Here is a 21,414-nt window from a genome sequence, read left to right as displayed (position 1 = left end):
TTTCCGAACATGTTGATCAAACGGATTTTATTTTCTCTACCTCTCCTGATGGCTTTATTCTTTTTCATCTCCTTTTTGATGGCTAAGGAGAACTTCCATAAACAAGTTAATCAATTGATTCTCAGTTCCATAGGAGATGCCGAAAAGCTGAATCCGGTTCTGGCCACCGATACGGCTTCCAGTGATATCAATAGTTTTGTCTTCAACGGTCTGGTCAAATACAATGAAAATCAGGAATTGATTGGAGATCTGGCGGAGAGTTGGAAGATAGAGCAGGTTTCTACCTTCCACCTCCAGCCCGGGAGCCCTCTGTCCGGTCAGGAAGTGGTCGCTAAATTAAAAACTTCCCTGGCCCCTGAGGATTTAGATCAGGCGAAGATCGTAGAAATCAAAGCCAAGTCGGATCGTGATCTGGAAGTTTTCTTGAACACTGCAGGAAGAGATTTTGAGAAAGAAATCTTCAAGGTGATCCCGGAAACCGAATTCCAATCCGTGGATCATCATCCCATCATTACCTTTTACCTGAGGAAAAATGTTCGGTGGCATGATGGACATCCCTTTACGGCGGAGGACGTAAAGTTTACCTATGATACCATCATGGATGAAAAGACGATGACCGTCCGACGCCCCATGTTTGAGTTAGTCCAGCAAGTTAATATCCTTGACCCCTACCGGGTTCAGGTGGTGTATAAAAAACCTTTTTCTCCCAGTTTAGAGAGTTGGGGAATAGGTATGATTCCCAAGCATATTCTGGAAGGGCAGGATATCAATACCACTCCCTTTAACCGTCATCCCATTGGAACGGGCCCCTTTAAGTTTAAAGAATGGATTGCCGATGAAAAAATAACTCTTGTGGCCAATGAAGATTATTTTGAAGGGCGTCCTTATCTGGATCAGATTTCTTATCGAATTATTCCGGAGTCTTCTTTGGCGGAGATGGAGTTTGCAGTGGAAGGTGTTGACTATTACGAGCCGCAGCCTCATCAAGTCCGACGCTTTTTACAGGATGAGCGATATGCCATCTATCGGAGATTGGGTAATGCTTATACTTACATCGGCTGGAATCAAGGAGTAGATTTTTTTAAGGATAAACGGGTCCGACGGGCCCTGACCTATGCGATAGACCGTCAGAAGATCGTTGAGAACATCCTCTACGGCTTAGGGGTTGTTTCGACCGGGCCTTTTCCACCCCAGATGTGGTATTTCAATCCCGACGTTAAACCCCTGGCGTATAATCCAGACAAAGCCAGAGAACTTTTGGCAGAGGCAGGATGGAAGGATACTGATGGGGATGGGATTTTAGATAAAGATGGAAAGCCTTTTAAATTTTCACTGATCACAAACAACGGGAATGTTGCCCGACAAAACATAGCGGTCCTTGTTCAACGGCAGTTAAAAGAAATTGGAATCCAGGTGGAAATAGCACTTTATGAGTGGGCCGTTTTCATTCGGGATCGAATTAATACCCGAAATTTTGAAGCTTGCGTTCTGGGGTGGAGCCTCGGCTTAGATCCGGATATCTATGAGATCTGGCATTCCAGTCAGATCAAAGACGGCTTCAATTTTGTTGGATACCGAAATCCGCAGGTAGATACCTTGATTGAAGCCGGACGGACCGAATATGATCGCGAGAAGCGAAAGGAAATTTACCATAAAATCCAGGCGTTGATCTATGAGGATCAACCGTATACCTTCTTGTATGTACCTGAAGAAATTGCTGCCCTTCATAAAGGAGAATTTAAAATTAAAAGAGTCAACGACCAGGGGCAGGTTATTTTAGAAGATATTTCTATGACTCCGGTGGGGCTTTTCTATCATCTCACCAAGTGGTACCGCCCCGGAGGGGCTCTTTTAAAGAGATAAAGACTATGTTCATTTTCATTATTCGGCGACTCCTTCAAAGTATTCCGGTCCTTTTCGGAATTACGATTATCTCCTTTCTTATGATCCATTTAGCTCCGGGTTCTCCTATGGGTCAGCTCATGGACCCCAAGGTTCCTCCCAAAGTCCTGGAGGAGTGGAGAAAAATCTTTCATCTGGATGAACCCCTTTATGTTCAATATGGGTTGTGGCTAAAGAACCTGGTAACCGGTCGGTTAACATCCTTTAAAGACGGCCGTCCGGTTCTGACTAAGATCAAGGAGCGTTTACCGGCAACCCTTCTTTTGAATATTGTAGCGACGCTCATTATTTTCTCTGTGGCTATCCCCTTAGGCATTTTCTCGGCGACCCATCGCTATTCCGTGGCGGACCATGTAACGACAACCCTTGCCTTTGTAGGCATTTCTTTACCCAGCTTCTGGATAGCTTATCTCCTTATCCTCGTTGCCGTTAAAGGACTTGGTTTACCGGTTCTGGGAGTCAGAACCTTCGGCCTGGAGGGACTGAGTCCTTCGGAGAGTTTCTTTGATCGGATCTGGCACCTTTTCTTACCGGCTCTTATTGCCTCGATTACGGAAATTGCCTCTCTGTCCCGATACATGCGGGCCAGCATGATAGAGGTTATGCAACAAGATTATATTCAAACGGCCCGGGCTAAAGGACTGAACGAAGATGATGTCAAGTATCGTCATGGTTTAAGAAATGCTTTATTACCCATTATTACCATTTTCGGATTTTTAATCCCAGGCCTTATTGGGGGATCCGTAATTACAGAATCTGTTTTTGCCTGGCCTGGGATCGGTCAGTTGGGCTATCAATCGGTTTTATCACGGGATTATCCTACCATTATGACCCTGACCACCATTTCCGCGGTTCTGGTTCTGATCGGTAATCTGGTTGCAGATGTCCTGTATGCCTGGGCAGATCCTCGAATACGATATGATTGAGAAGGAATCCCTGGAAACAAAACCCTACAGTCCTTTTCGGGAGTTTTTAAAAGATTTCAGGAAAAATAAACCGGCTGTTGGAGGGGCCTTGGTGATCGTTTTCCTGTTTGTGGTGGCTTTTACGGTGTGGTTTCTGGGTCAGCTAAACATCTATTTCCCTTACGATCCAAATGAAACCGATATGGCCATCAAGCTGAGTCCTCCCTCCCTGCAACATCCCCTGGGAACCGATCAACTTGGGCGGGATGTACTGGCCAGAATGTTACATGGAGCCAGAATCTCCCTTCTGGTGGGATTCGTAGCAGTGGGAATTGCTGTAACGGTGGGAATCCTGGTCGGAAGTATTGCCGGATACTTCGGAGGTTGGATCGATAACCTTCTCATGCGGTTAGTCGATGCCGTGATCAGTTTTCCCAGCTTCTTCTTAATTCTTACCGTGGTCGCACTTCTCAAACCGAGTTTTTGGAATGTGATGATCGTGATCGGTCTGACGGGATGGACCGGAACAGCCCGATTTATCCGGGCCGAGTTCCTATCCCTGAAAGAAAGGGAGTTTGTCCAGGCCGCCCATGCCTTAGGCGGCAAGAGTTCCAGGATCATTCTCGTCCATCTCCTTCCCAATGCCCTTATGCCGGTTCTGGTCTCTGCTACCTTAGGCGTTGCCGGAGCCATCCTTACCGAAGCCGGGCTTAGTTTCCTGGGGTTCGGGGTTCAACCGCCTCAACCTACCTGGGGTAATATTTTAACCGAGGGGAGGTTATATATCTTCGATGCCTGGTGGCTGACCCTGTTCCCGGGATTGGCCATCCTCATCACGGTATTGTCCTTCAACCTGGTAGGGGAAGGACTCCGGGATGCTCTGGATCCCAGATCTCGATAACCCCATCAGTTATTTTGTTGTTTCTTTTACTTTTTGTAAAAATTTTTATTGCTTTTTTTAACTTTCACCTCTTCTTTCTGTTTAAAGGAGGATGAATATTTCAAAAATAAATACTAACTGCGGTAACAGGTAGTAAGGCCGGGACGAAGCCTCCGACCCGCCTGCTGCATACGTGGAAAAGAAAGTGAAAGATACCTTATGACCGTACCTGATCTCGTTGCAAGGTGGTCAGCCTGGGCTCCATACTTGCGGAGTGTGCTCCGCATGGTGGCTGCCTTTATATTTATATCGGCTGGTACCATGAAACTCTTCGCCTTCCCAACCGGAATCCCCCCAGACGGCGGCACCGTCAGGCTTATGTCCCAGTTAGGATTGGGTGCCCTTCTGGAGGTGTTTGGCGGTACCCTGCTTCTCCTCGGCCTCTTTACTCGCCCTGTCGCATTCCTTCTGGCCGGCGAGATGGCTGTGGCATATTTCCAGTTTCACTTCCCTCAAGGCTTCTGGCCTGTCATGAATGGGGGTATTCCTGCTGTGCTTTATTGCTTCGTCTGGCTCTACTTCTCAGCCGCCGGTGCAGGACCCTGGAGTCTGGATGCAAAGCGGAGGAAATAACTACACCGGCTTTCGTCGTCTCATACAAAATCTATGAAATAACTCGACAATGTTACATCGGGCTTGAATTTTCTATATCTTTGCACTTTTTTGTAAATCATGGATTTTATTGAATTATAAAAGCCCGGGAGGAGCGATCTGTTTATAGTAAATCGAAGTTCTTTTTATTTAACCGGCCCCGGAAGGGGTGGTTTGTTTATAGTCAGATCCCCCCTCCGGGGCTATAGGAAAAGGGAGAGAATATTCTTATAAACAGGCCACCCCTTCCGGGGCTTACCCAGGTTATTGGATTTAAAATTTAACGGATTCAAGTTAAAAACTGCAAAGGTATTGATACCATATAGATCATTTATTATCTTCCAGAGGAGGAAATACGTGAAATTAAGAGGAATTAACCATGTAGTTTTAAAGGTGCGAGATCTTCAGCGTTCGGCCGAGTTTTATTCTTACATCCTGGGATTTGAGCAGGTAGGACAACGACGACGTATGCTGTTCTTCAGGGGAGGCGGGCATCCCCACGATTTGGCCCTCTTTGAAGTAGGTCCGGATGCAGCGCCATTACAACCCCATCAGGTAGGTTTATTTCATTTCTGTATAACCGTTGAAGATGAAACAGCTCTGGCCGAGCTCTACCGACGGTGCAAAAAGGCCGGCGTAAAGATTTTGGGTGTTGTAGATCATATTGTTTCCCGTTCTTTTTATGTAGAAGATCCCGACGGGAATGTAGTTGAACTGACCGTGGATGCGCCTGAAGAGGAATGGGCCCATTTAGAAAACCCCTTTGAGATAGACAGGCCGTATCACCTGCCGGATTAAAGGGGTTACCAGAGGTGAGAAAATAACCCTTCGACAGGTTCAAGGCGGACAGGGATAATCCCATTCAGCTAAGAAGGGGAATAGCTTTACTTTTGAACACCCTCTTTCTTCCATAGGGGCCAGGATAAGGATAAAAACCCCATCCGGGGCGAACTGTGGGTAGCCCTCGAGGTAAGTTGGGAGATTCAATCATACAGAAGTTTTTTCAAGCTCCGGAGGAGTGACCTGTTTAACAGGGGAGGGAAATTTCGCTTCAAAGTTGCTTCCCCTCTCCCTCTCTTACTACTTTCCCCAATTTCTCAAAAATTGAACCAGCAGCCTTACGCCGAAACCGGTTGCTCCTTTGGGAAGATAAGATTTTTTGAGACCCTTACCGGTCCAGGCAGTTCCGGCAATATCCAAATGGACCCAGGGATAATCCTCTGTAAACCGACTGAGAAAAGCTGCTCCGGTAATGGTCCCACCTTCTCGACCGGCCGTATTTTTGATATCTGCAAGATCCCCTTTGATCAATTCCTTATAATCCTCCCATAAAGGAAGTTCCCAAAGTCGCTCTCCGGATAATTCTGAGGCCGCTCGAACTTTTTCCATCAACTCGCGATTATTTCCTAACATAGCACAGGCCACATGACCCAGGGCAACCACACAGGCACCGGTAAGGGTCGCCAGATCAATAACGGCACGGGGATTATAACGTTTGGCATAGGTCAAGGCATCTGCCAGAATAAGTCGTCCTTCTGCATCGGTATTGAGAATTTCTATGGTCGTCCCTGAGGAAGCCGTTACAATGTCTCCCGGTTTGGTGGCCGAACCACTGGGTAAATTTTCGGTTGCCGGAACCAGACCCACGACCTTTAAAGGTAAGTTCAACACGGCTGCACACTTCAAAGCAGCAATGACTGCAGCTCCCCCCGACATATCCATCTTCATCGCATCCATTCCCTCTGCAGGCTTAAGGGAAATACCTCCACTGTCAAAGGTTACACCTTTACCGACTAACACAATAGTATCCAGATCTTTCTTATCTGCGTTGTGCTCCAGAATAATAAACTTAGGCGGCTCCTGACTCCCCCGGGCTACCGCAAGAAGAGCTCCCATTTTAAGTTCCTCCATGTCGGGTTTAGATAAAATTCGACAGCTCAATCCCACTTCGCGGGCCATTTTTTCTGCCTGCTCGGCCAACATGGTGGGAGTAGCGATGTTAGCCGGATGGTTGCTTAAATCCCGGGCGAAATTCGTGGCCTCAGCTACCATCTGCCCAATTCGAACCCCTTCTTCTAGTTTAGAAACCTCCTTAGCTTCTTCACTGAGAACCGTTATTTGCTCAATACCCTTCCCGTTTTCATCATTTTCCTTTTTAGATTTGTACTGATCGAACCTGTAAAGGGAGAGTAAACTTCCTTCAATGAGGGCTTGGACCAGAACTTCAATGGGGTGAGGTAAAACTCCAACTCCATAGAGGGGGGTTGTAAAACTTTTCAGACCTTTTCCCGAGATTTCCCGAGCCGCCGTTCCGGCGGCTTCACGAACTTTATCCAGGGTGAGTTCTTCTCTTTTACCCAGGCCTACCACTAAAAGACGCTTTGCAGCAATTCCTTCTCCCCAAGGATATAACCAGGCCATCTCATTAAGTTTTCCCTTGAAATCTCCTGCTTCGATGAGCCTGTTTAGGGTACCCCCCAGGGCTTCGTCGACAGTTCTGGCCGAACCGGCCAACTCTTTTTCGTAAGTACTTACAACCAGAGCCTCTGCGGCTTCCTCTTTCAACTTTCCAGTTTTAACTTTGAATTCCATTTTTTAGGTGTCTAAAGTGTCTAAAGTGAGCTAAAGTTAAATACAACTTTAGGCCCTTTAGGCCCTTTAGTTCACTTTAGGCCCTTTAAACGGGTCCCCTTCGATCCAGACTTCACCATCTTCCCAGATTTCTTTTTTCCAGATGGGAACGATCTGTTTGATGCGTTCAATGCCATAGGCACAGGCTTCCAGGGCAGGTCTTCTATGGGGGGCCGCTACGGCAATCAATACGCTGGTTTCTCCGATTTTAAGTACACCAACCCGATGAATTATCACGACTTTATCCACCTGCCATTTTTTATAAATCTCGTCACCGATCTCCTTGAGTTTTTTCTCGGCCATGGGTTTATAAGCCTGGTACTCTAAATGAACAACCCGCCGTCCGTTGGAGAATTCTCTGGCTATCCCCAGAAAAGTCGCAATAGCCCCCGACGTATTAATTCGGAGTTGATCGATGATGGCATCGGAAGTGATGACATCTTCGGTAATTAAATACATAATTTATTTAGGACACAGGAATATGGAGACACAGAGACAGGGGGACACAGAGACGCGGAGATATTTCCCCGCGTCTCTGCGTCTCCGTATCCTAAAACTCCACAGCCTCCTGTCTCCATGTCCCCATGTCTCCGCGTCTCCCAGTCCTAAAGTCCTTACATCTCAGCGCCTATTCCTCCACTCACCGGTGGAAATATCGCTACCTCATCTCCATCCTGGACCGGACTGGTAACAGAAACGTATTCCGCATTCAAGGCAATAAGAGTATTAGAGCCCAAACGCTCGGATAGTCTCGGGAATAGTTCCTTCAGTTGATTTAAAACTGTTGCAACGGAAGCCCCTGGATCGACCTTGAGCTCGACCTCACTTTTTCCCGCCAGGTCTTGATAGGATGCAAAGAGCTTAACTTTGATTTTCACGACCGCCCTCCTGAAGGTTTGTCGAGATAATCTTTCGAACTTGCTCGTTGAGCAGGTTCTTATCTTTTTTGGTGTATCCGGTCACCGAAATGGGTTTATCAATAATAATTTTAATCTTCTGTTCCATATTGAATTGCCAGCCGTTCTTTTTGATAATCCCTCGGGTTCCAAGAACGGTTACCGGGAGAATGGGTTTTTGAGTTTCTAAAGCCAATTTCACACCGCCGATCTTGAAATCTTGTACAGTCCCATCGGGACTTCGGGTTCCTTCTGGGAAAATAAGGACCGAAATATTTTGAGCTAGCTTTTCCTTGCACAACTCCAGACTCTGTACGGCACTTCGAAGATCTCCTCGTTTAAGGGGAATATAGCCGGCAGCCTTCATGGCCCATCCTACCAGAGGAAGTTTGAATAAAGAATCTTTAGAAACCCAGCGAAAATTTATAGGAAGGTATCCCATCAGCACCCAAATATCCGACGTGCTTTGATGATTCGAGAGGATTACATAGGCCTTTTGAGGATCTATATTTTCTATCCCTTTAACCGTCACCTGCGTTCGGAGAACTGCAAGCAGCGTTCGTGACCAGAATCCGTTAAAGCGGTGGGTTCGGCTCCCAGACCGATCTATAAGCCAAAGAAGCAAGGGAACTGGACTATAGAGAAACGTGATCAACCATCCAATCCCCCAAAAAAACACGGCGTTGACGACACCTATTGCTAAAAGCCTTCGACCCAGCGATTTTTTTCTTGGCAACGTTGCAAGCATGGCCCATCACAAAGAAGAGGAGATGCAGGGACTCTGGGACACCGCGACGCGGGGATATTCCCCAGGTCTCTCTATCTCCGTGTCTCCAGGTCCCAGAAACCCGTGTCCCATAAAAGCCGATCAACTTCAGACCTTAGGTAGAGTCAAACCCTGTTGTTTTTGATATTTACCTTGACGATCGGCGTAGGAAATCAAACACTCTTCATCGCCTTCAAAGAACAAAATCTGACAAATCCCTTCTCCGGCGTATACTTTTGCAGGGAGGGGAGTCGTATTGGCCACTTCCAGGGTAATAATTCCCTCCCAGCCTGCTTCAAGAACGGTGGTTGGAATCAAGATGCCACAACGGATATACGTCGATTTGCAAGTTAACAGCGCCGTAACATTTCTCGGCATTCGGATATATTCCAAACTCCGGGCCAGTGCAAAGGAGTTGGGAGGAAGGACACAAATCTCCCCTTTAAAATTTACAAAGGATTTGGGATCTAAATTTTTGGGGTCCAGGATTGTGGCGTTTACATCGGTAAAGATGCGGAATTCATCCGCTACCCGGATATCATAGCCGTAGGAAGATAATCCATAAGAGATAACCCCATCACGGATTTGCCGGTCTACAAAGGGATCAATCAGCTTGTGTTCTAAACACATCTTTCTGATCCATCTGTCAGATTTAAGGGTCACCTTATCTCCTGTTCTTTATACCTTGAAGTTATTGCCGGTATTATCGGGTTAGAGTTGGTCAGAATTAAGGGATACTTCTTTATTAGCTTCCCGGACCAAATGTCCCATCTCCGGCAGAATCAACTCGCGCATGGCCAGTTCTACAGCTCCTGGGGATCCAGGAATAGAAAAGACTATCTTTCGATTGCAAACCCCGGCTAATGCACGGCTGAGTATGGCTGCCGAGCCTATTTCTTTATAACTTAAATATCGAAAGATTTCTCCAAACCCATCAATCTTTTTATCTAATAACCTCTCTAAGGCTTCATAGGTCACATCCCGAGGCGCAATCCCGGTTCCGCCGTTGAAGATGATTACCTGAACCTCCGGATTTGCAACCCCTTGCCGAAGAAGATTTTGGATTTCTTGGGCTTCATCTTTTACAATCTGATAGGCGACGACCTGATGACCGTTTTTTATCAAATGTTCTTGAATCGATTTTCCACTGATATCGGTTTCTTCTTTCCGGGTATCGCTAACTGTTATAACCATGCATCGAATACTCGAAGGGGCCTGTGCTTTATGCGCCTCATGGGACTTAAATTCCTTTTCTTTGCTGTGGGAATGATGGGATGGTTTATCCATCGGATACCTTTCCTGTACTCTTAGGGTAATTGCCAAGCGAATTCTCCTTTTTTAAAATTATGAACCTGAAACAGAGTCTGTCAAGCATTTTATCTACTACCTATCCAGGGAAGGTCTGGCAACCGGGTAGTTATAAACTTCCTAGAAGAGTGCAATTTTCGCAGCTCCATTTTAAATTCCTGAAGTATATTAGACCTGGCAAATGCATCGAGCCAGGCCTGAGCTATTACCCGATATCCTTCATCATTGGGATGGACACCATCTGAGAAAAGGGAAGATAGATCGCTCCCTCCGGCAAGGACCATGGTATCATGAACCTCGGCCAGGATAACCTGTTCTTGTGTTGCAAGGGTGCGAATGCCTCCATTCAAATCATTGACATCGGGTTCTGAGGCGGCTTCTCTTCCTTTAGGATTTACCGGGGGAATGGTAGCTAACATGGGTACAATGCCTCGAGATCGAGAAATATCCAACATTTGCTTCAGGTTATCGAGGGTGTGACAATCGAAAGGTATAGGACATTCTCCCGGATTGACCACATCGTTTGTTCCCAACATAATCAAGACGATCCCTCTGCTGGGCAAGACTTTATTGATTAAACTAACCCCTTCCGAAGAGTTTATTCCAGGTTTTCCCTGATTAAATACCGTAATGGTTCCTCCTACAGCACTCTCTAAATCCTGCTCGAGTATAGTTGGATAGCCTCCAAAACTGGATCCTTGCCCGGCAGTGATACTATCCCCAAAAGCCACAATGGTAACACTCCCCGTAAAAGGAAGGGGAGTAGGAGTCGGCGTGGGAGTTGGGGTTGGCTTAGGTGTTGCTGTTGGTCTGGGGGTTGGGGTTTCTCGAGGCAGGGTGGGATTATGGGAACTGTTGTCGTCACAACCTAAAATAAAAAATAGCGAAAAGAAAAAAATAATGAGAATTTTATTCATAAAAGCTGAATAGTTCCTGGGAATCTGAGCAAGAATAAACCGATTTTTTCTCCTTCCCAGGCTCCAGCCTGAGAACAAAGTGAGGACAAAAAGGTTATGCTGTTCATGACAAACTAAGCTAAGGAAGTAAAAGAGAAAAAGTCAAGGGGATTTCAAGAGGGGTTCCAAAAAATTTTTGCGATTTAGGCGTTGACTTGATACCGAATTCTATGTTACTTTATTTTGTTAACAATTGAATTAGGAGGAGGTATATAGATTATGGCTCTGGGAATATTAGGAAGAAAGATCGGAATGACTCAGATTTTTGATGCAGAAGGTAACGTAGTACCGGTAACGGTCATCGAAGCCGGTCCCTGTTCCATCGTTCAGAAGAAAACGGTCGCGTCGGACCAGTATAATGCCATTCAACTGGGATTTATAGATAAGAAAGAATCGCGAGTTACCAAGCCTCTACTCGGTCATTTTAAAGCGGCTCAGGTAACTCCCAAACGATACCTTAAAGAGATTCGACTGGAACCGGATGAAATTGTGGAGTACTCGAAAGGAGATGAGATCAGGGTAAATATTTTTAAACCGGGGGAATATGTAGACGTTACCGGCTGGTCCAAAGGAAGAGGTTTTGCAGGGGTAGTAAAACGCTATGGTTTTGCCGGATTTCCTGCCTCCCATGGAACCCATGAATATTTCAGACATGGAGGTGCTATCGGATGTAGAACCTCACCCGGTCGAATCTTTAAAGGAAAACGCATGCCGGGTCGAATGGGAAACGAACGGAAAACGATCCAGAACCTTCAAGTCGTAAGTATTCGGGAGGATCAAAATCTTCTACTCGTCAAAGGGGCCGTCCCGGGAAGCAATGGCTCTTTATTGATTATCCGAAAAGCCGTCAAAGGAAAGAAGTGATCGAGGTCTTTTATGGCAAAAGATTAGGAATCAGAGATTTCTGATTCCTATTTTTTTTTAAGCCCTTCCCTTGCGGGTCTACAAAGTTTGCCTATCTTAAAGTTGATAATTCTGATTTTTAGCCTGGGGATCAACCGACGTAGTGCATAATGCGTGATATGTAAGGGGTAAAATAGCGATTTTTATATTACGTATGATGCATTAGGTATTGCTTGGAAAATTATGCCAACCGTTAAACTAATTTCCGAGGAAGAAGCATCGGGAAAAGTCCTTGAGATCTTTGAAGATATCAAAAAAACAAAGCAGATTGACTTTGTTCCCAACGTATGGAAAGCTCTGGCTACCAATCCCGATTACCTGGAAATTACCTGGAAAAAGCTAAAAGCTATCATGACTCCCGGTAAGTTAGATATGCTCACGAAAGAGATTATCGCCCTGGCCGTATCCATTACCAATGGGTGTACCTATTGTATTAACTCCCATACGGCGGCTGTTAAAAAACTGGGTTTAGATAACGAAGCGCTGGGAGAGCTTATTGCCGTGGTAGATTTATTTAACGGTATGAATCGGGTAGCTAATGCTTATCAAATTGAACCGGATGTCAAACCGAAAGAAGAATAGAAAATATAGGAGTATGGGGGTATGGGGGTATGGGGGTATAGAGGTATGGGAGTATGGGGGTATGGGGGTATGGGAGAAATTCCATACTTCCATACCCCCATACTCCCGTACTCCCATACTCCCACACTCCCACACCCTCATATTCCCATACTCTCATAAAAGATGGCCAGAAAAAAATATGTTTATTTCTTTGGCGGTGGTAAAGCCGAGGGAAATGCAAAAATGCGAAATCTATTAGGTGGAAAAGGGGCCGGTTTAGCCGAAATGACCAATTTAGGAATTCCGGTGCCACCTGGATTTACCATCAGTACAGAGGCTTGTAACGAGTTTTATAAAAACCAGAAACGTTATCCAGAAGGGATGTGGGATGAAGTTGAAGAGAATTTGAGCCGATTAGAGAATCTCATGGGAGCAAAACTGGGAGATCCCGATAATCCTCTCCTGGTCTCTGTTCGATCTGGTGCAAGGGCTTCCATGCCCGGTATGATGGATACCATACTCAATCTGGGCTTGAATGATCAGACGGTTCAGGGGTTGATTAAACGAACCGGTAATGAACGCTTTGCCTATGATAGCTATCGGCGGTTTATTACCATGTTCTCCAATGTTGTCCTGGGTATAGATCGGGATGAGTTTGAGAAGCTCTTAGAGGAAAAGAAAAAAGAGGTAGGGGTAAAACTGGATACCGAACTGACTGCCGAGGATCTGAAGGATCTGGTGAAGAAATACAAAGCTCTGGTCAAGAGGAAAACGGGAAAAGATTTCCCTCAAGACCCAAAAGAGCAATTGAGAATGGCCATTGGGGCAGTATTTAATTCCTGGAACAATAAACGAGCCATCGAGTATCGGAGGATTTATGGGATTCCGGAAGAATGGGGTACAGCTGCCAATGTTCAGGCCATGGTTTTTGGAAATATGGGAGAGAACTCAGGAACCGGGGTAGCTTTCACCCGGGATCCAAGTACCGGAGAGAAAGTCTTTTATGGGGATTATCTTCCTAATGCCCAGGGAGAAGATGTAGTGGCAGGGATTCGGACGCCCCAGAAGATTACTACTTTAAAAGATTCTCATCCAGAAATTTATCGACAACTGGAAGAGGTTTATCAAAAACTCGAGAGTCATTATCGAGACATGCAGGACATAGAGTTTACCGTCCAGGATGGTAAACTTTATATGCTTCAGACCCGAACCGGTAAACGAACCGCGCTGGCTGCCGTTAAGATTGCCGTGGATATGGTTCAGGAAGGTCTCATTTCTAAGGAAGAAGCCATTATGCGGGTGGAACCCGACCAGTTAGACCAACTGCTTCATCCGATTTTTGACCCCAAGGCAAAGGTTAAACCCATCGCAAAGGGTTTACCGGCTTCACCCGGTGCCGCAGTCGGAAAAGTCGTCTTTAGTGCGGATCGGGCTAAAGAATGGGCGGATAAAGGGGAAAAGGTGATTTTGGTCCGTCCGGAGACCTCCCCCGAAGATATAGTGGGTATGTATGCAGCACAGGGTATTCTGACCTCTCGAGGCGGTGTCACTTCCCATGCGGCGGTTGTAGGTCGGGGGATGGGTAAATGCTGTGTAGTAGGATGCGGAGCTATTACGATAGATGAAGAGGCCGGTCAGTTCATGGTAGATGGCATTGTGGTCAAGGAAGGAGATTATATTTCTCTCAATGGAAATACCGGAGAGGTGATTCTCGGACAGGTTCCCCTTATTCAAGCCTCCCTGACAGGAGAATTCAAGACTTTCATGGACTGGGTAGATGAAATCCGAACCCTGGGGGTCCGGGCTAACGCAGATACCCCGGAAGATGCAAGAATTGCCAGAAACTTCGGCGCTGAAGGCATTGGCCTGGCCAGGACCGAACACATGTTCTTCGGAGAAGACCGCATCCCCTGGGTACGAAAAATGATTATGGCCGAGGATGACAAAACCCGGAAAAAAAGCCTGGAAAAACTACTTCCCATGCAACGAGAAGACTTCATCGGAATCTTTAAAGCCATGGACGGATTACCGGTTACCATCCGACTTCTGGACCCGCCGCTTCATGAATTCCTTCCCAATCGAGACGAGATCCTGGTGAAGCTTACTGAATTACGCATGGAGTTAAAAAGACGATTGAAAGCAGACCGGAAAAAGCAGATTCAGGCTCAGGTTGAAGAACTCGAAAAAACCCTGAAGGCCATTGATAACCTTCGAGAATTTAACCCTATGTTGGGGCATCGAGGATGCCGCCTGGGGATTAGTTTTCCGGCCATTTCCGAAATGCAAGTACGGGCTATTTTTGAAGCGGCTGTAGAAGTTAAAAAGCAAGGAATTAAGGTATTCCCCGAAGTAATGATTCCACTCACAGGAACTGTGGAAGAGATGCGTATCACCCGAGAAGATACCGTTCGGGTTGCCGAAGAAGTCATGCGAGAGGCCGGAGTTCGAGTTGATTACCTGGTAGGTACCATGATCGAGGTTCCCCGAGCGGCCCTCATCGCCGATAAGATTGCCCAATACGCCGAGTTTTTCTCCTTTGGAACCAACGACCTTACCCAAATGACCTTTGGTTATAGCCGGGATGATGTAGGAAAGTTTCTTCCCTATTATCTGGAGAAAAAGATCCTCAAGGCCGATCCCTTCGCCACTATCGATCAGGAGGGGGTAGGTGAATTGGTCAAGATGGCTACGCAGAAAGGGCGCTCGGCCCGTCCCAACTTAAAAGTGGGAGTCTGCGGCGAACACGGCGGAGATCCCGCTTCGGTAGAATTCTTCTATCAGGTAGGTTTAAACTATGTGAGCTGCTCCCCCTATCGTATTCCCGTTGCAAGGCTGGCCGCTGCGCAGGCAAAACTCAAAGCGGAAAAGGAGATCGCCGTCTCAACTTCGGTATAACTCCCTTTGAAAAGAGGCTTCCGTTAATTACCGATCATAGCACTGCTGAGGGGATTGGAACCCGGCGTTTCAGAGGGTCGAATCGGATCGGGAGAAAAATCCTTCCGGTATGAAACTGTTGCAGAAAAGCAGGGCAGCCTTAGGAGGCTGCCCTCTGAAAATCAATGTCCTTGGAGGAGCGAAACCAAATCCGGATCGGCTACATCCAGAGGAGTTTCACCCTTATCGTTCTTGGCATGGATATCTGCTCCCTTGACCAGGAGGATCTTCACAACTTCTTGCTGACCCTTAGAGGCTGCTAAATGTAGAGGGGTCGATCCATTTTTATTCCTGGCATTAATCTCGGCCCCTTTGGTAAGGAGAAGTTCCACCACTTCTGACTTACCTCGAGAAGCTGCAACGTGGAGCGGAGTATCCCCTTCATCGTTTTTTGCGTGGATATCGGCTCCCCTGGCAAGGAGAAGCTCTACAACCTCCCGCTTTCCCCCATAAGCCGCCAAATGCAGAGGAGTAGACCCATCCTTATCCCTGGCATTGAGATCGGCCCCCTTACCCAGGAGAAACTCTACCATGTCTTTATGACCGTCATAGGCCGCGATATGTAAAGGGGTGGTCCCGTGACCGGTTCTTGCACCTATATCGGCCCCTTTGGTGATGAGAAGCTCTGCAATCTCTCGATTATCCAGATCTGTGGCTGCATGGAGGGGAGTTACATCATAGTCAGTTCCCCCATTAATATTGGCTCCTTTGGCCAGAAGAAGCTCTACCATCTTCCGATTGCCTGAAGAGATGGCCATATGTAGCGGTGTAATACCACTTCGCGTCTTCGCATTGATATCGGCCCCCTGGTCCACCAAAAGTTTCGTAATCTCCCAATGACCCATACCAATCGCATGGTGTAACGGGGTAGAATGGTAGCGATCCTTTATATTTATCAGTTCGGGATTGGCAGTTATTAGGGTACGGACTTTATCTGTATCCCCTATTTTGACTGCAGTAAAAAATTCATTTATCGTGGCTTTATCTGCTGCCGTGGCCATTCCTGCTACCAAACACAACAGCAGAAGCCAACAACCCGACAAGCTTTTCTTAACCATAACACCTCCCTTTGACGAAGAAGAGATTCCTGGAACTAAAGTTATTTTATTAAATTCTGATTTTGTAAATCAGAAAGAAGGAAGAGAATTTTGTAAATTTTTCGATCTTATACCCATTCCAGGTTTAAATATATTAGAAGATACACCCGTTCGCCCTTCGAGACTCTTAGAGCGAATAGGAGGGAAACCACCGTTCAGGATGTACTTCAAAATGGAATCGGTATTAATTTCTCTTTCACCAAAGAATTATTTTACAGTTCCTGCCGAAAATTGAAAAGTAAAAAATGATAGGGAAATCCCTCGAGGGATAAATTTACTTTTTAACCTTTGATAGAAGAGGTTGAAAGCATAGTCCGCAGGGACTCGCCTCGACGATCACGAAAAAGAGCGGTCCCGGTGAAAGTTATCAAACCCCTTATACCTGATGAGTTCAGGGTTAGCCGTAAGGCATCTTCCCATTCATAAACAGGAATGGGAGGTCCCCAATCTGCTCCCTTTTCGGCTCCTTCTGTGGAATCTACCTGTAAAACCGGCAATATCTTATCGGCAACCAGAGAGGTCATACTTTGAATAACTTCCCCTATCCATTGGACAGATCGATGTAAAATAGCATGGTAGGCCATGGGTGCGATTACATCTATCCATAGGGCAAGATCTTGTAACCTTTGACCTGCCAGGGGCTCCAGTAATTCAGGCGAAAAAGGCAAGACATACAAGCCCAACAAGAAGTCCTGACCTCGGATTTTACGTAGTCGCGTGGTAGCTTGTTGAACAAAATTTGTGATGATTCGACATTTAAAATCTGTCCATGCGGTGAAGTGGTGAGAGAGAATCCAGTGGGCCTGGGCGGAGATATCCCCAAGCTCGGTCGGCAGTTCGATTCCAGTTTCAGTCTGGAATCGGGTCAGGGTATGAGGATCAAAGGAGGATTGTAAGGGCCTGGTTGTACCCGGACGTAGCTCGAGTTCCCAGTGAATCGGCCAACGGATGAAGTCAAGGAAAAAACCATCGAGAGGGTGATTCTGTACAAGTCTATCGGCCAGCTCCAATCGAGAAGTATTATAATCCTCAAAGGTCGGGGTGATGCCGATATACCATTCCATCTGGGGACGACGCTGACCGGTTTCATCGATCGGCCATAGTTCTGGCCGATCTTGAAGCAGTCGATGCTGATGGGCATGATCGGAAAAACAGGCAATTCCACCCACCCACCGGAGCCCCAATCGATGGGCTATCTCAATCAGATCATCTCGATAGAACTCAGATTCCGTAAAGATGGTGTTGATTCCAAATTCGGCCAGGGTCCTGAGTATCCGTTCTGCTTCGGACCCGGTCCAGGTCTGCCAGACGTTTGGAAAAATAAAAGCACCAATAATACGATTCATTCTCTTTTAGCGTCAAAGTTCAGAAGTTACACCCCTTCACGATGAAGATATTCTCTAATTGCCTGAGGGGGACCTTTGGGATCATCCTGTTTAAAGACGACCCTAAAGGCTTTTGACTTCTGACCTTTGACTTCTGGATATTCTGGTCTATTCCTTCAAACCCGAAAGGGTTTCTAACCCTCGCAAGTAAGGCCGCTCTAAGATTAAGAAAAAGACAAGCGGCGGAAGTACTGCCAGCGTGGCCGCCGCCATCCAAAGATGGTAATCCACCAGAAAAGTTGAACCGAGTCCCATCAGGGATAATCCCAGGGGCAGCGTGAATACCTTTTGGGAAGACAAAACAACCAGCGGCCAGAGAAATTGATTCCAGGAAAAAAGAAATGTCATGAGACCCAGGGTTACAATGGCCGGACCCAACAGGGGAAAAACAACCCGTACAAAGATTTGCAACTCACCGGCTCCATCTACACGGGCTGCATCGATTAGTTCGGAAGGTAAAGTCAGAATAAACTGACGGGCCAGAAAAATACTCTGCCCGGTCAAGGCAAAGGGAATAATCAGCGCCCATAAATTATCCAGCAAACCGAGCATGCGAACGATCAGATAAAGTGGGATGATAACCGATGAAAAGGGTAACAATGTAGTACTCAGGATTCCCCATAATAAAACATCACGACCCCGGAATTTAAACTTGGCAAATCCATAACCGACGAACGTTGAGAGACCCATAGATAAAAGGCTGGTCATAAGCGCTACGATAATACTGTTAATCATAAAAGTCGAGATACTGTAACCTGCAAAACGGGGTTCGAACAAAGCCTGCAAGTAATTTTTGGGTTGCCATACTGGGGGAATCCATTGAATAGGGACCGTCAATACATCGTCGGGGCGCTTGAATGAGGCCGACAGCATCCAGATAAAGGGGATCACACTGAAAAGACAGTACAGCGTGAGCACCAGATACTTGAAGATTCGGGCAAACCTATCCATATTAGATCTTACTCGTAGTAACTATATCGAAGGATTCGTGCCGAGATCAGCGCAAAACCCAGGCAAAAAATCAAAAACAATACACCCGCTGCGCTGGCATACCCTCCATTACGAAATTGAAAAAAATTCTCGTACAAGAAAATCGGAAGAACGCGGGTAGCATCTGCCGGACCCCCTCCTGTTAACATAAAAACAGGTTCAAAGAGACCCATGGTACTTACAAACGCAGTGACCAGCACAAAAACCGTAATGGGGCGAAGGAGGGGCAAGGTAATATTAAAAAAGACCTGCCGGGCATTGGCTCCATCGACGATAGCAGCTTCTGTGTATTGTCGTGGAATGCCCTTTAATCCGGCCAGAAAGATGATCGTATACAAACCGGTGGTCTTCCAGATAATAAAGATCACAATGGCAAAGGGAGCAAGGGATTTAGTTGCTGTCCAGCCGAGTCCCATGAAGTTATACAGACCCAGAAAAGAGAAAATACCCGCCAGAACCCCGGAATAAGGCAAAAAAATAAGCTGCCAGACGAGTCCGGTTGCTACCCAATCGGTGACAACCGGTAAAATGATTAAAGCTTTAATCAAATGACTCCCCCGCAGACGGTCATCGTTGAGGAGAACTGCAAGGAGGAGAGAAAGAACCAGTGTACCTGTAACAACCAGAAGGGTAATAACGACTGAAGCTTTTACCGATTGATGAAATTGGGGATCCGTGAACAGGTCGATATAATTCTTCAGACCGATAAACGTTGCAGGGCGCCCCACTTTCCATCTGGTTAAGCTGTAGTAGAGCGCCAGCAGTACAGGGAGAATCCAAAACAACAGGAAAAACGCTATCGCTGGTGAAGTGAAGAAGAGTCCGTATCTCAGATCGCGGCGCATCCAGATTCCTCTCCGGTTGGTCAGAAGATTTATTACTGGAGTCGTTGAAGCTCGGCCTGAAGTAGCTTTGCAGATTCCTCTGGAGACATTTTATCGTAAACTACCCGATCTATGGCGCGCATCAGGGCAGCCCCAGGTTCATCATAGGAGTGCGGAACATACTTAATTTCGTACATTTTAAAGGCATCGACCCATTGTTTAAGCCAGGGATCTGCGGCCAGTTTGTCGGCATAGGCTTTGGATTCAAGGAACGCTCTGCTGGGCTGAGTATAACCGAGATTGCTGAACCACCAGGTCGCCTGTTCTGTTTCACCTTTCTTACCCAGCATAAAGGCAATAAATTCTTGAGCCAGTCTTTGTTGCTCCGGGGGCTTATTGGCATTTACCGACCAACCCCATGACCACTGGATATTCTTATAGGTTGCTTTATCTTCAGGGTTGACCACAGGATGTGGAGCCACACCAAACCGTACGTTAGGGTTATTTTGTTTAATAGCCGGTACGAACCAGGTTCCTGCCAATACCATGGCGACCCGACCTTTTGGGAAATCAGCAAACCAGTTGGTCAAAAAGGTCGGATCATACGCCTTAGAAGTATGGGTAAAGTCATAAATCGTCTGGAGAGCTTTCTTGACCGGTTCGGTATAGGCTGCAGGCTTTCCATCTATGTAAAGATCATCCTGGCCGTATTGTCGCATCAGAGCATAAAAATTTTGGGCATACCACTGGGGCGAGCGAAAGCTTGCAAAGAAACCGAACTGATAACCTATCTGAGTCAACTTACCCGATGGATCCGTTTTGCGGAGTTTGGCACCGATCTCTTCGATTTGTTTCCAGGACACCGGCTTATCAGTTGGTAACGGAGGTATCCCTTCTTTATCGAACATATCGAGGTTATAAAACAGGGCCAGTGTATTATACTCGCTGAACAGTCCATAAACTTTGCCATCCCGTATGAAAATATCCATGGTACCCGGAAGGTAGGCCTCAATCATCTCCTGATCTGAGGTATAGCCGAAGATCTTAGGATCGAAAGGTGCCAGGAACTTATTATCTATGAAGGTCTTATAATTCCAATCCCCCATGTCCCAGAAATCAGGCCCTTCCCCTCCAGAGAGCGCTGCCAATAGTTTGGCATCAAAGGATACAACTCCTGCAAAGGGGATTGCCGTTAATTTAACCTTGATACCGGGATTCTTGGCTTCAAACTCGGGAATCCATTTTTGGGTCATTCCCTTCTGGAGGGGTGGAAATTCATGGGTCCAGACTTCCAGTACCCGCTCCTGAGCCATGACCGGAAGTGTACCGGCTAAAACAACTATCCCTATATACCCGACCGTGACCAACAAAAGTCTTAAGGATGACCGATTGAGATAAAGAATCTTACACATTTTTCCCTCCTTGGTTTGGTTGATTTAAGTTAGTTGAAAGTATAGACTGCTTCAGAAAATTCGGCTGATTCCGGTTTATAATATACCTTCCGGATACTTTCAATAAAAAATTTGTAGTACCCTGTTTACCTGGTTTTGCTTGACTTTTAAGCGGCCCTCACTCCCGGCTCCCATACGGGCCAGGATAAGAAAGATAACCCTGGCGGGGCAACCTGTTTCACAGGCCGCTCCTCCGGAGCTTGAAAAATTCTGAACGACTGAAACCCCCGGCTTGCGTCGGGGGCTACCCACGGTTCGCCCCTGACGGGGCTTTTCAGCTTAAAAAAGGCGCGTATGCCCCTGGTCCCTCTCCCCTCACCCCCTGTCCCCCTCTCCTGTGTAGGGGCGGGAAGCCTCCCGCCCCTACACAGGAG

General features: G+C 46.6%; 20 protein-coding genes. 8 read left to right on the top strand and 12 right to left on the bottom strand.

Translation table 11 applies throughout. The annotated features are described in order from the left end of the window. Window positions 1-9 precede the first annotated feature (9 nt). The 5 genes from VNM22_04265 (at window position 10) to VNM22_04245 (ending at window position 5,136) form a co-directional block, all read left to right on the top strand. The gene (locus tag VNM22_04265) at window positions 10-1,863 is read left to right on the top strand and encodes a peptide-binding protein (protein ID HWP46358.1); all 1,854 of its coding nucleotides are present in this window, start codon (window positions 10-12) and stop codon (window positions 1,861-1,863) included. 5 nt (window positions 1,864-1,868) lie between these two features. Next, the gene (locus VNM22_04260; GenBank protein ID HWP46357.1) at window positions 1,869-2,828 is read left to right on the top strand and encodes an ABC transporter permease; all 960 of its coding nucleotides are present in this window, start codon (window positions 1,869-1,871) and stop codon (window positions 2,826-2,828) included. Then, window positions 2,794-3,708, top strand: coding sequence for an ABC transporter permease (locus VNM22_04255; protein HWP46356.1), 915 nt, complete (start codon window positions 2,794-2,796; stop codon window positions 3,706-3,708). Before VNM22_04260 ends, VNM22_04255 begins: the two co-directional genes overlap by 35 nt. 198 nt (window positions 3,709-3,906) lie before the next feature. Further along, a complete protein-coding gene (locus VNM22_04250) occupies window positions 3,907-4,320 on the top strand; it encodes a DoxX family protein (protein ID HWP46355.1) in 414 nt (137 codons plus the stop codon). 375 nt (window positions 4,321-4,695) lie between these two features. Next, entirely contained in the window at window positions 4,696-5,136 is a 441-nt protein-coding gene (locus tag VNM22_04245; GenBank protein HWP46354.1) for a VOC family protein, read from the top strand. A 282-nt stretch (window positions 5,137-5,418) separates the two neighbouring features. Here the strand turns inward: VNM22_04245 and VNM22_04240 are convergent, their stop codons facing one another. The 7 genes from VNM22_04240 to VNM22_04210 form a co-directional block, all read right to left on the bottom strand. Next, window positions 5,419-6,930 (bottom strand): leucyl aminopeptidase, encoded by a 1,512-nt coding sequence (locus VNM22_04240; GenBank protein HWP46353.1) that lies wholly within the window; start codon window positions 6,928-6,930, stop codon window positions 5,419-5,421. A gap of 66 nt (window positions 6,931-6,996) precedes the next feature. Further along, window positions 6,997-7,428 (bottom strand): molybdenum cofactor biosynthesis protein MoaE, encoded by a 432-nt coding sequence (locus VNM22_04235; GenBank protein ID HWP46352.1) that lies wholly within the window; start codon window positions 7,426-7,428, stop codon window positions 6,997-6,999. 155 nt (window positions 7,429-7,583) lie between these two features. After that, window positions 7,584-7,847 (bottom strand): MoaD/ThiS family protein, encoded by a 264-nt coding sequence (locus VNM22_04230; protein HWP46351.1) that lies wholly within the window; start codon window positions 7,845-7,847, stop codon window positions 7,584-7,586. After that, window positions 7,831-8,613, bottom strand: coding sequence for a lysophospholipid acyltransferase family protein (locus VNM22_04225; protein ID HWP46350.1), 783 nt, complete (start codon window positions 8,611-8,613; stop codon window positions 7,831-7,833). Before VNM22_04225 ends, VNM22_04230 begins: the two co-directional genes overlap by 17 nt. Window positions 8,614-8,739: 126 nt before the next feature. After that, the gene (gene dcd / locus VNM22_04220) at window positions 8,740-9,294 is read right to left on the bottom strand and encodes a dCTP deaminase (protein ID HWP46349.1); all 555 of its coding nucleotides are present in this window, start codon (window positions 9,292-9,294) and stop codon (window positions 8,740-8,742) included. A 48-nt stretch (window positions 9,295-9,342) separates the two neighbouring features. Next, window positions 9,343-9,918: a MogA/MoaB family molybdenum cofactor biosynthesis protein gene (locus VNM22_04215; GenBank protein ID HWP46348.1), complete on the bottom strand. Its 576-nt coding sequence runs from the start codon at window positions 9,916-9,918 to the stop codon at window positions 9,343-9,345. 89 nt (window positions 9,919-10,007) lie between these two features. Beyond that, the gene (locus tag VNM22_04210) at window positions 10,008-10,856 is read right to left on the bottom strand and encodes a GDSL-type esterase/lipase family protein (protein HWP46347.1); all 849 of its coding nucleotides are present in this window, start codon (window positions 10,854-10,856) and stop codon (window positions 10,008-10,010) included. Window positions 10,857-11,114: 258 nt separating this feature from the next. On the opposite strand from VNM22_04210, the gene rplC reads away from it, so the two are divergent. The 3 genes from rplC (at window position 11,115) to ppdK (ending at window position 15,254) form a co-directional block, all read left to right on the top strand. Beyond that, window positions 11,115-11,759: a 50S ribosomal protein L3 gene (rplC, locus tag VNM22_04205; GenBank protein ID HWP46346.1), complete on the top strand. Its 645-nt coding sequence runs from the start codon at window positions 11,115-11,117 to the stop codon at window positions 11,757-11,759. 222 nt (window positions 11,760-11,981) lie between these two features. After that, entirely contained in the window at window positions 11,982-12,380 is a 399-nt protein-coding gene (locus VNM22_04200) for a carboxymuconolactone decarboxylase family protein (protein ID HWP46345.1), read from the top strand. Window positions 12,381-12,542: 162 nt separating this feature from the next. Beyond that, window positions 12,543-15,254 carry a pyruvate, phosphate dikinase gene (gene ppdK / locus VNM22_04195; GenBank protein HWP46344.1) on the top strand — a complete coding sequence of 904 codons (2,712 nt, stop codon included), beginning with the start codon at window positions 12,543-12,545 and terminating at the stop codon, window positions 15,252-15,254. A 161-nt stretch (window positions 15,255-15,415) separates the two neighbouring features. Here ppdK and VNM22_04190 read toward each other — a convergent pair whose 3' ends face one another. The 5 genes from VNM22_04190 to VNM22_04170 form a co-directional block, all read right to left on the bottom strand. Then, window positions 15,416-16,351 (bottom strand): ankyrin repeat domain-containing protein, encoded by a 936-nt coding sequence (locus VNM22_04190; GenBank protein ID HWP46343.1) that lies wholly within the window; start codon window positions 16,349-16,351, stop codon window positions 15,416-15,418. A 320-nt stretch (window positions 16,352-16,671) separates the two neighbouring features. Next, a complete protein-coding gene (locus VNM22_04185) occupies window positions 16,672-17,736 on the bottom strand; it encodes a hypothetical protein (protein HWP46342.1) in 1,065 nt (354 codons plus the stop codon). Between the two features lie 147 nt (window positions 17,737-17,883). Continuing rightward, the gene (locus VNM22_04180; GenBank protein ID HWP46341.1) at window positions 17,884-18,726 is read right to left on the bottom strand and encodes a carbohydrate ABC transporter permease; all 843 of its coding nucleotides are present in this window, start codon (window positions 18,724-18,726) and stop codon (window positions 17,884-17,886) included. Between the two features lie 8 nt (window positions 18,727-18,734). Then, window positions 18,735-19,610 (bottom strand): sugar ABC transporter permease, encoded by an 876-nt coding sequence (locus VNM22_04175; GenBank protein ID HWP46340.1) that lies wholly within the window; start codon window positions 19,608-19,610, stop codon window positions 18,735-18,737. 32 nt (window positions 19,611-19,642) lie between these two features. Continuing rightward, window positions 19,643-21,001 (bottom strand): extracellular solute-binding protein, encoded by a 1,359-nt coding sequence (locus VNM22_04170; GenBank protein HWP46339.1) that lies wholly within the window; start codon window positions 20,999-21,001, stop codon window positions 19,643-19,645. Between the last annotated feature and the right edge of the window lie 413 nt (window positions 21,002-21,414).

Source organism: Candidatus Limnocylindrales bacterium (assembly GCA_035559535.1).
Taxonomy (GTDB): domain Bacteria; phylum Moduliflexota; class Moduliflexia; order Moduliflexales; family JAUQPW01; genus JAUQPW01.
This window is presented reverse-complemented; position numbering and strand designations above follow the sequence as displayed.

Bases quoted from the DNA above. Each gene is read 5' to 3' on its own strand.
- VNM22_04240 (HWP46353.1), bottom strand. From the start codon at position 6,930: ATGGAATTCAAAGTTAAAACTGGAAAGTTGAAAGAGGAAGCCGCAGAG.
- VNM22_04175 (HWP46340.1), bottom strand. From the start codon at position 19,610: ATGCGCCGCGATCTGAGATACGGACTCTTCTTCACTTCACCAGCGATA.
- VNM22_04190 (HWP46343.1), bottom strand. From the start codon at position 16,351: ATGGTTAAGAAAAGCTTGTCGGGTTGTTGGCTTCTGCTGTTGTGTTTG.
- ppdK (HWP46344.1), top strand. From the start codon at position 12,543: ATGGCCAGAAAAAAATATGTTTATTTCTTTGGCGGTGGTAAAGCCGAG.
- VNM22_04200 (HWP46345.1), top strand. From the start codon at position 11,982: ATGCCAACCGTTAAACTAATTTCCGAGGAAGAAGCATCGGGAAAAGTC.
- VNM22_04250 (HWP46355.1), top strand. From the start codon at position 3,907: ATGACCGTACCTGATCTCGTTGCAAGGTGGTCAGCCTGGGCTCCATAC.
- VNM22_04265 (HWP46358.1), top strand. From the start codon at position 10: ATGTTGATCAAACGGATTTTATTTTCTCTACCTCTCCTGATGGCTTTA.
- VNM22_04255 (HWP46356.1), top strand. From the start codon at position 2,794: ATGCCTGGGCAGATCCTCGAATACGATATGATTGAGAAGGAATCCCTG.
- VNM22_04260 (HWP46357.1), top strand. From the start codon at position 1,869: ATGTTCATTTTCATTATTCGGCGACTCCTTCAAAGTATTCCGGTCCTT.
- VNM22_04210 (HWP46347.1), bottom strand. From the start codon at position 10,856: ATGAATAAAATTCTCATTATTTTTTTCTTTTCGCTATTTTTTATTTTA.
- VNM22_04215 (HWP46348.1), bottom strand. From the start codon at position 9,918: ATGGATAAACCATCCCATCATTCCCACAGCAAAGAAAAGGAATTTAAG.
- VNM22_04235 (HWP46352.1), bottom strand. From the start codon at position 7,428: ATGTATTTAATTACCGAAGATGTCATCACTTCCGATGCCATCATCGAT.
- VNM22_04185 (HWP46342.1), bottom strand. From the start codon at position 17,736: ATGAATCGTATTATTGGTGCTTTTATTTTTCCAAACGTCTGGCAGACC.
- VNM22_04180 (HWP46341.1), bottom strand. From the start codon at position 18,726: ATGGATAGGTTTGCCCGAATCTTCAAGTATCTGGTGCTCACGCTGTAC.
- VNM22_04225 (HWP46350.1), bottom strand. From the start codon at position 8,613: ATGCTTGCAACGTTGCCAAGAAAAAAATCGCTGGGTCGAAGGCTTTTA.
- rplC (HWP46346.1), top strand. From the start codon at position 11,115: ATGGCTCTGGGAATATTAGGAAGAAAGATCGGAATGACTCAGATTTTT.
- VNM22_04170 (HWP46339.1), bottom strand. From the start codon at position 21,001: ATGTGTAAGATTCTTTATCTCAATCGGTCATCCTTAAGACTTTTGTTG.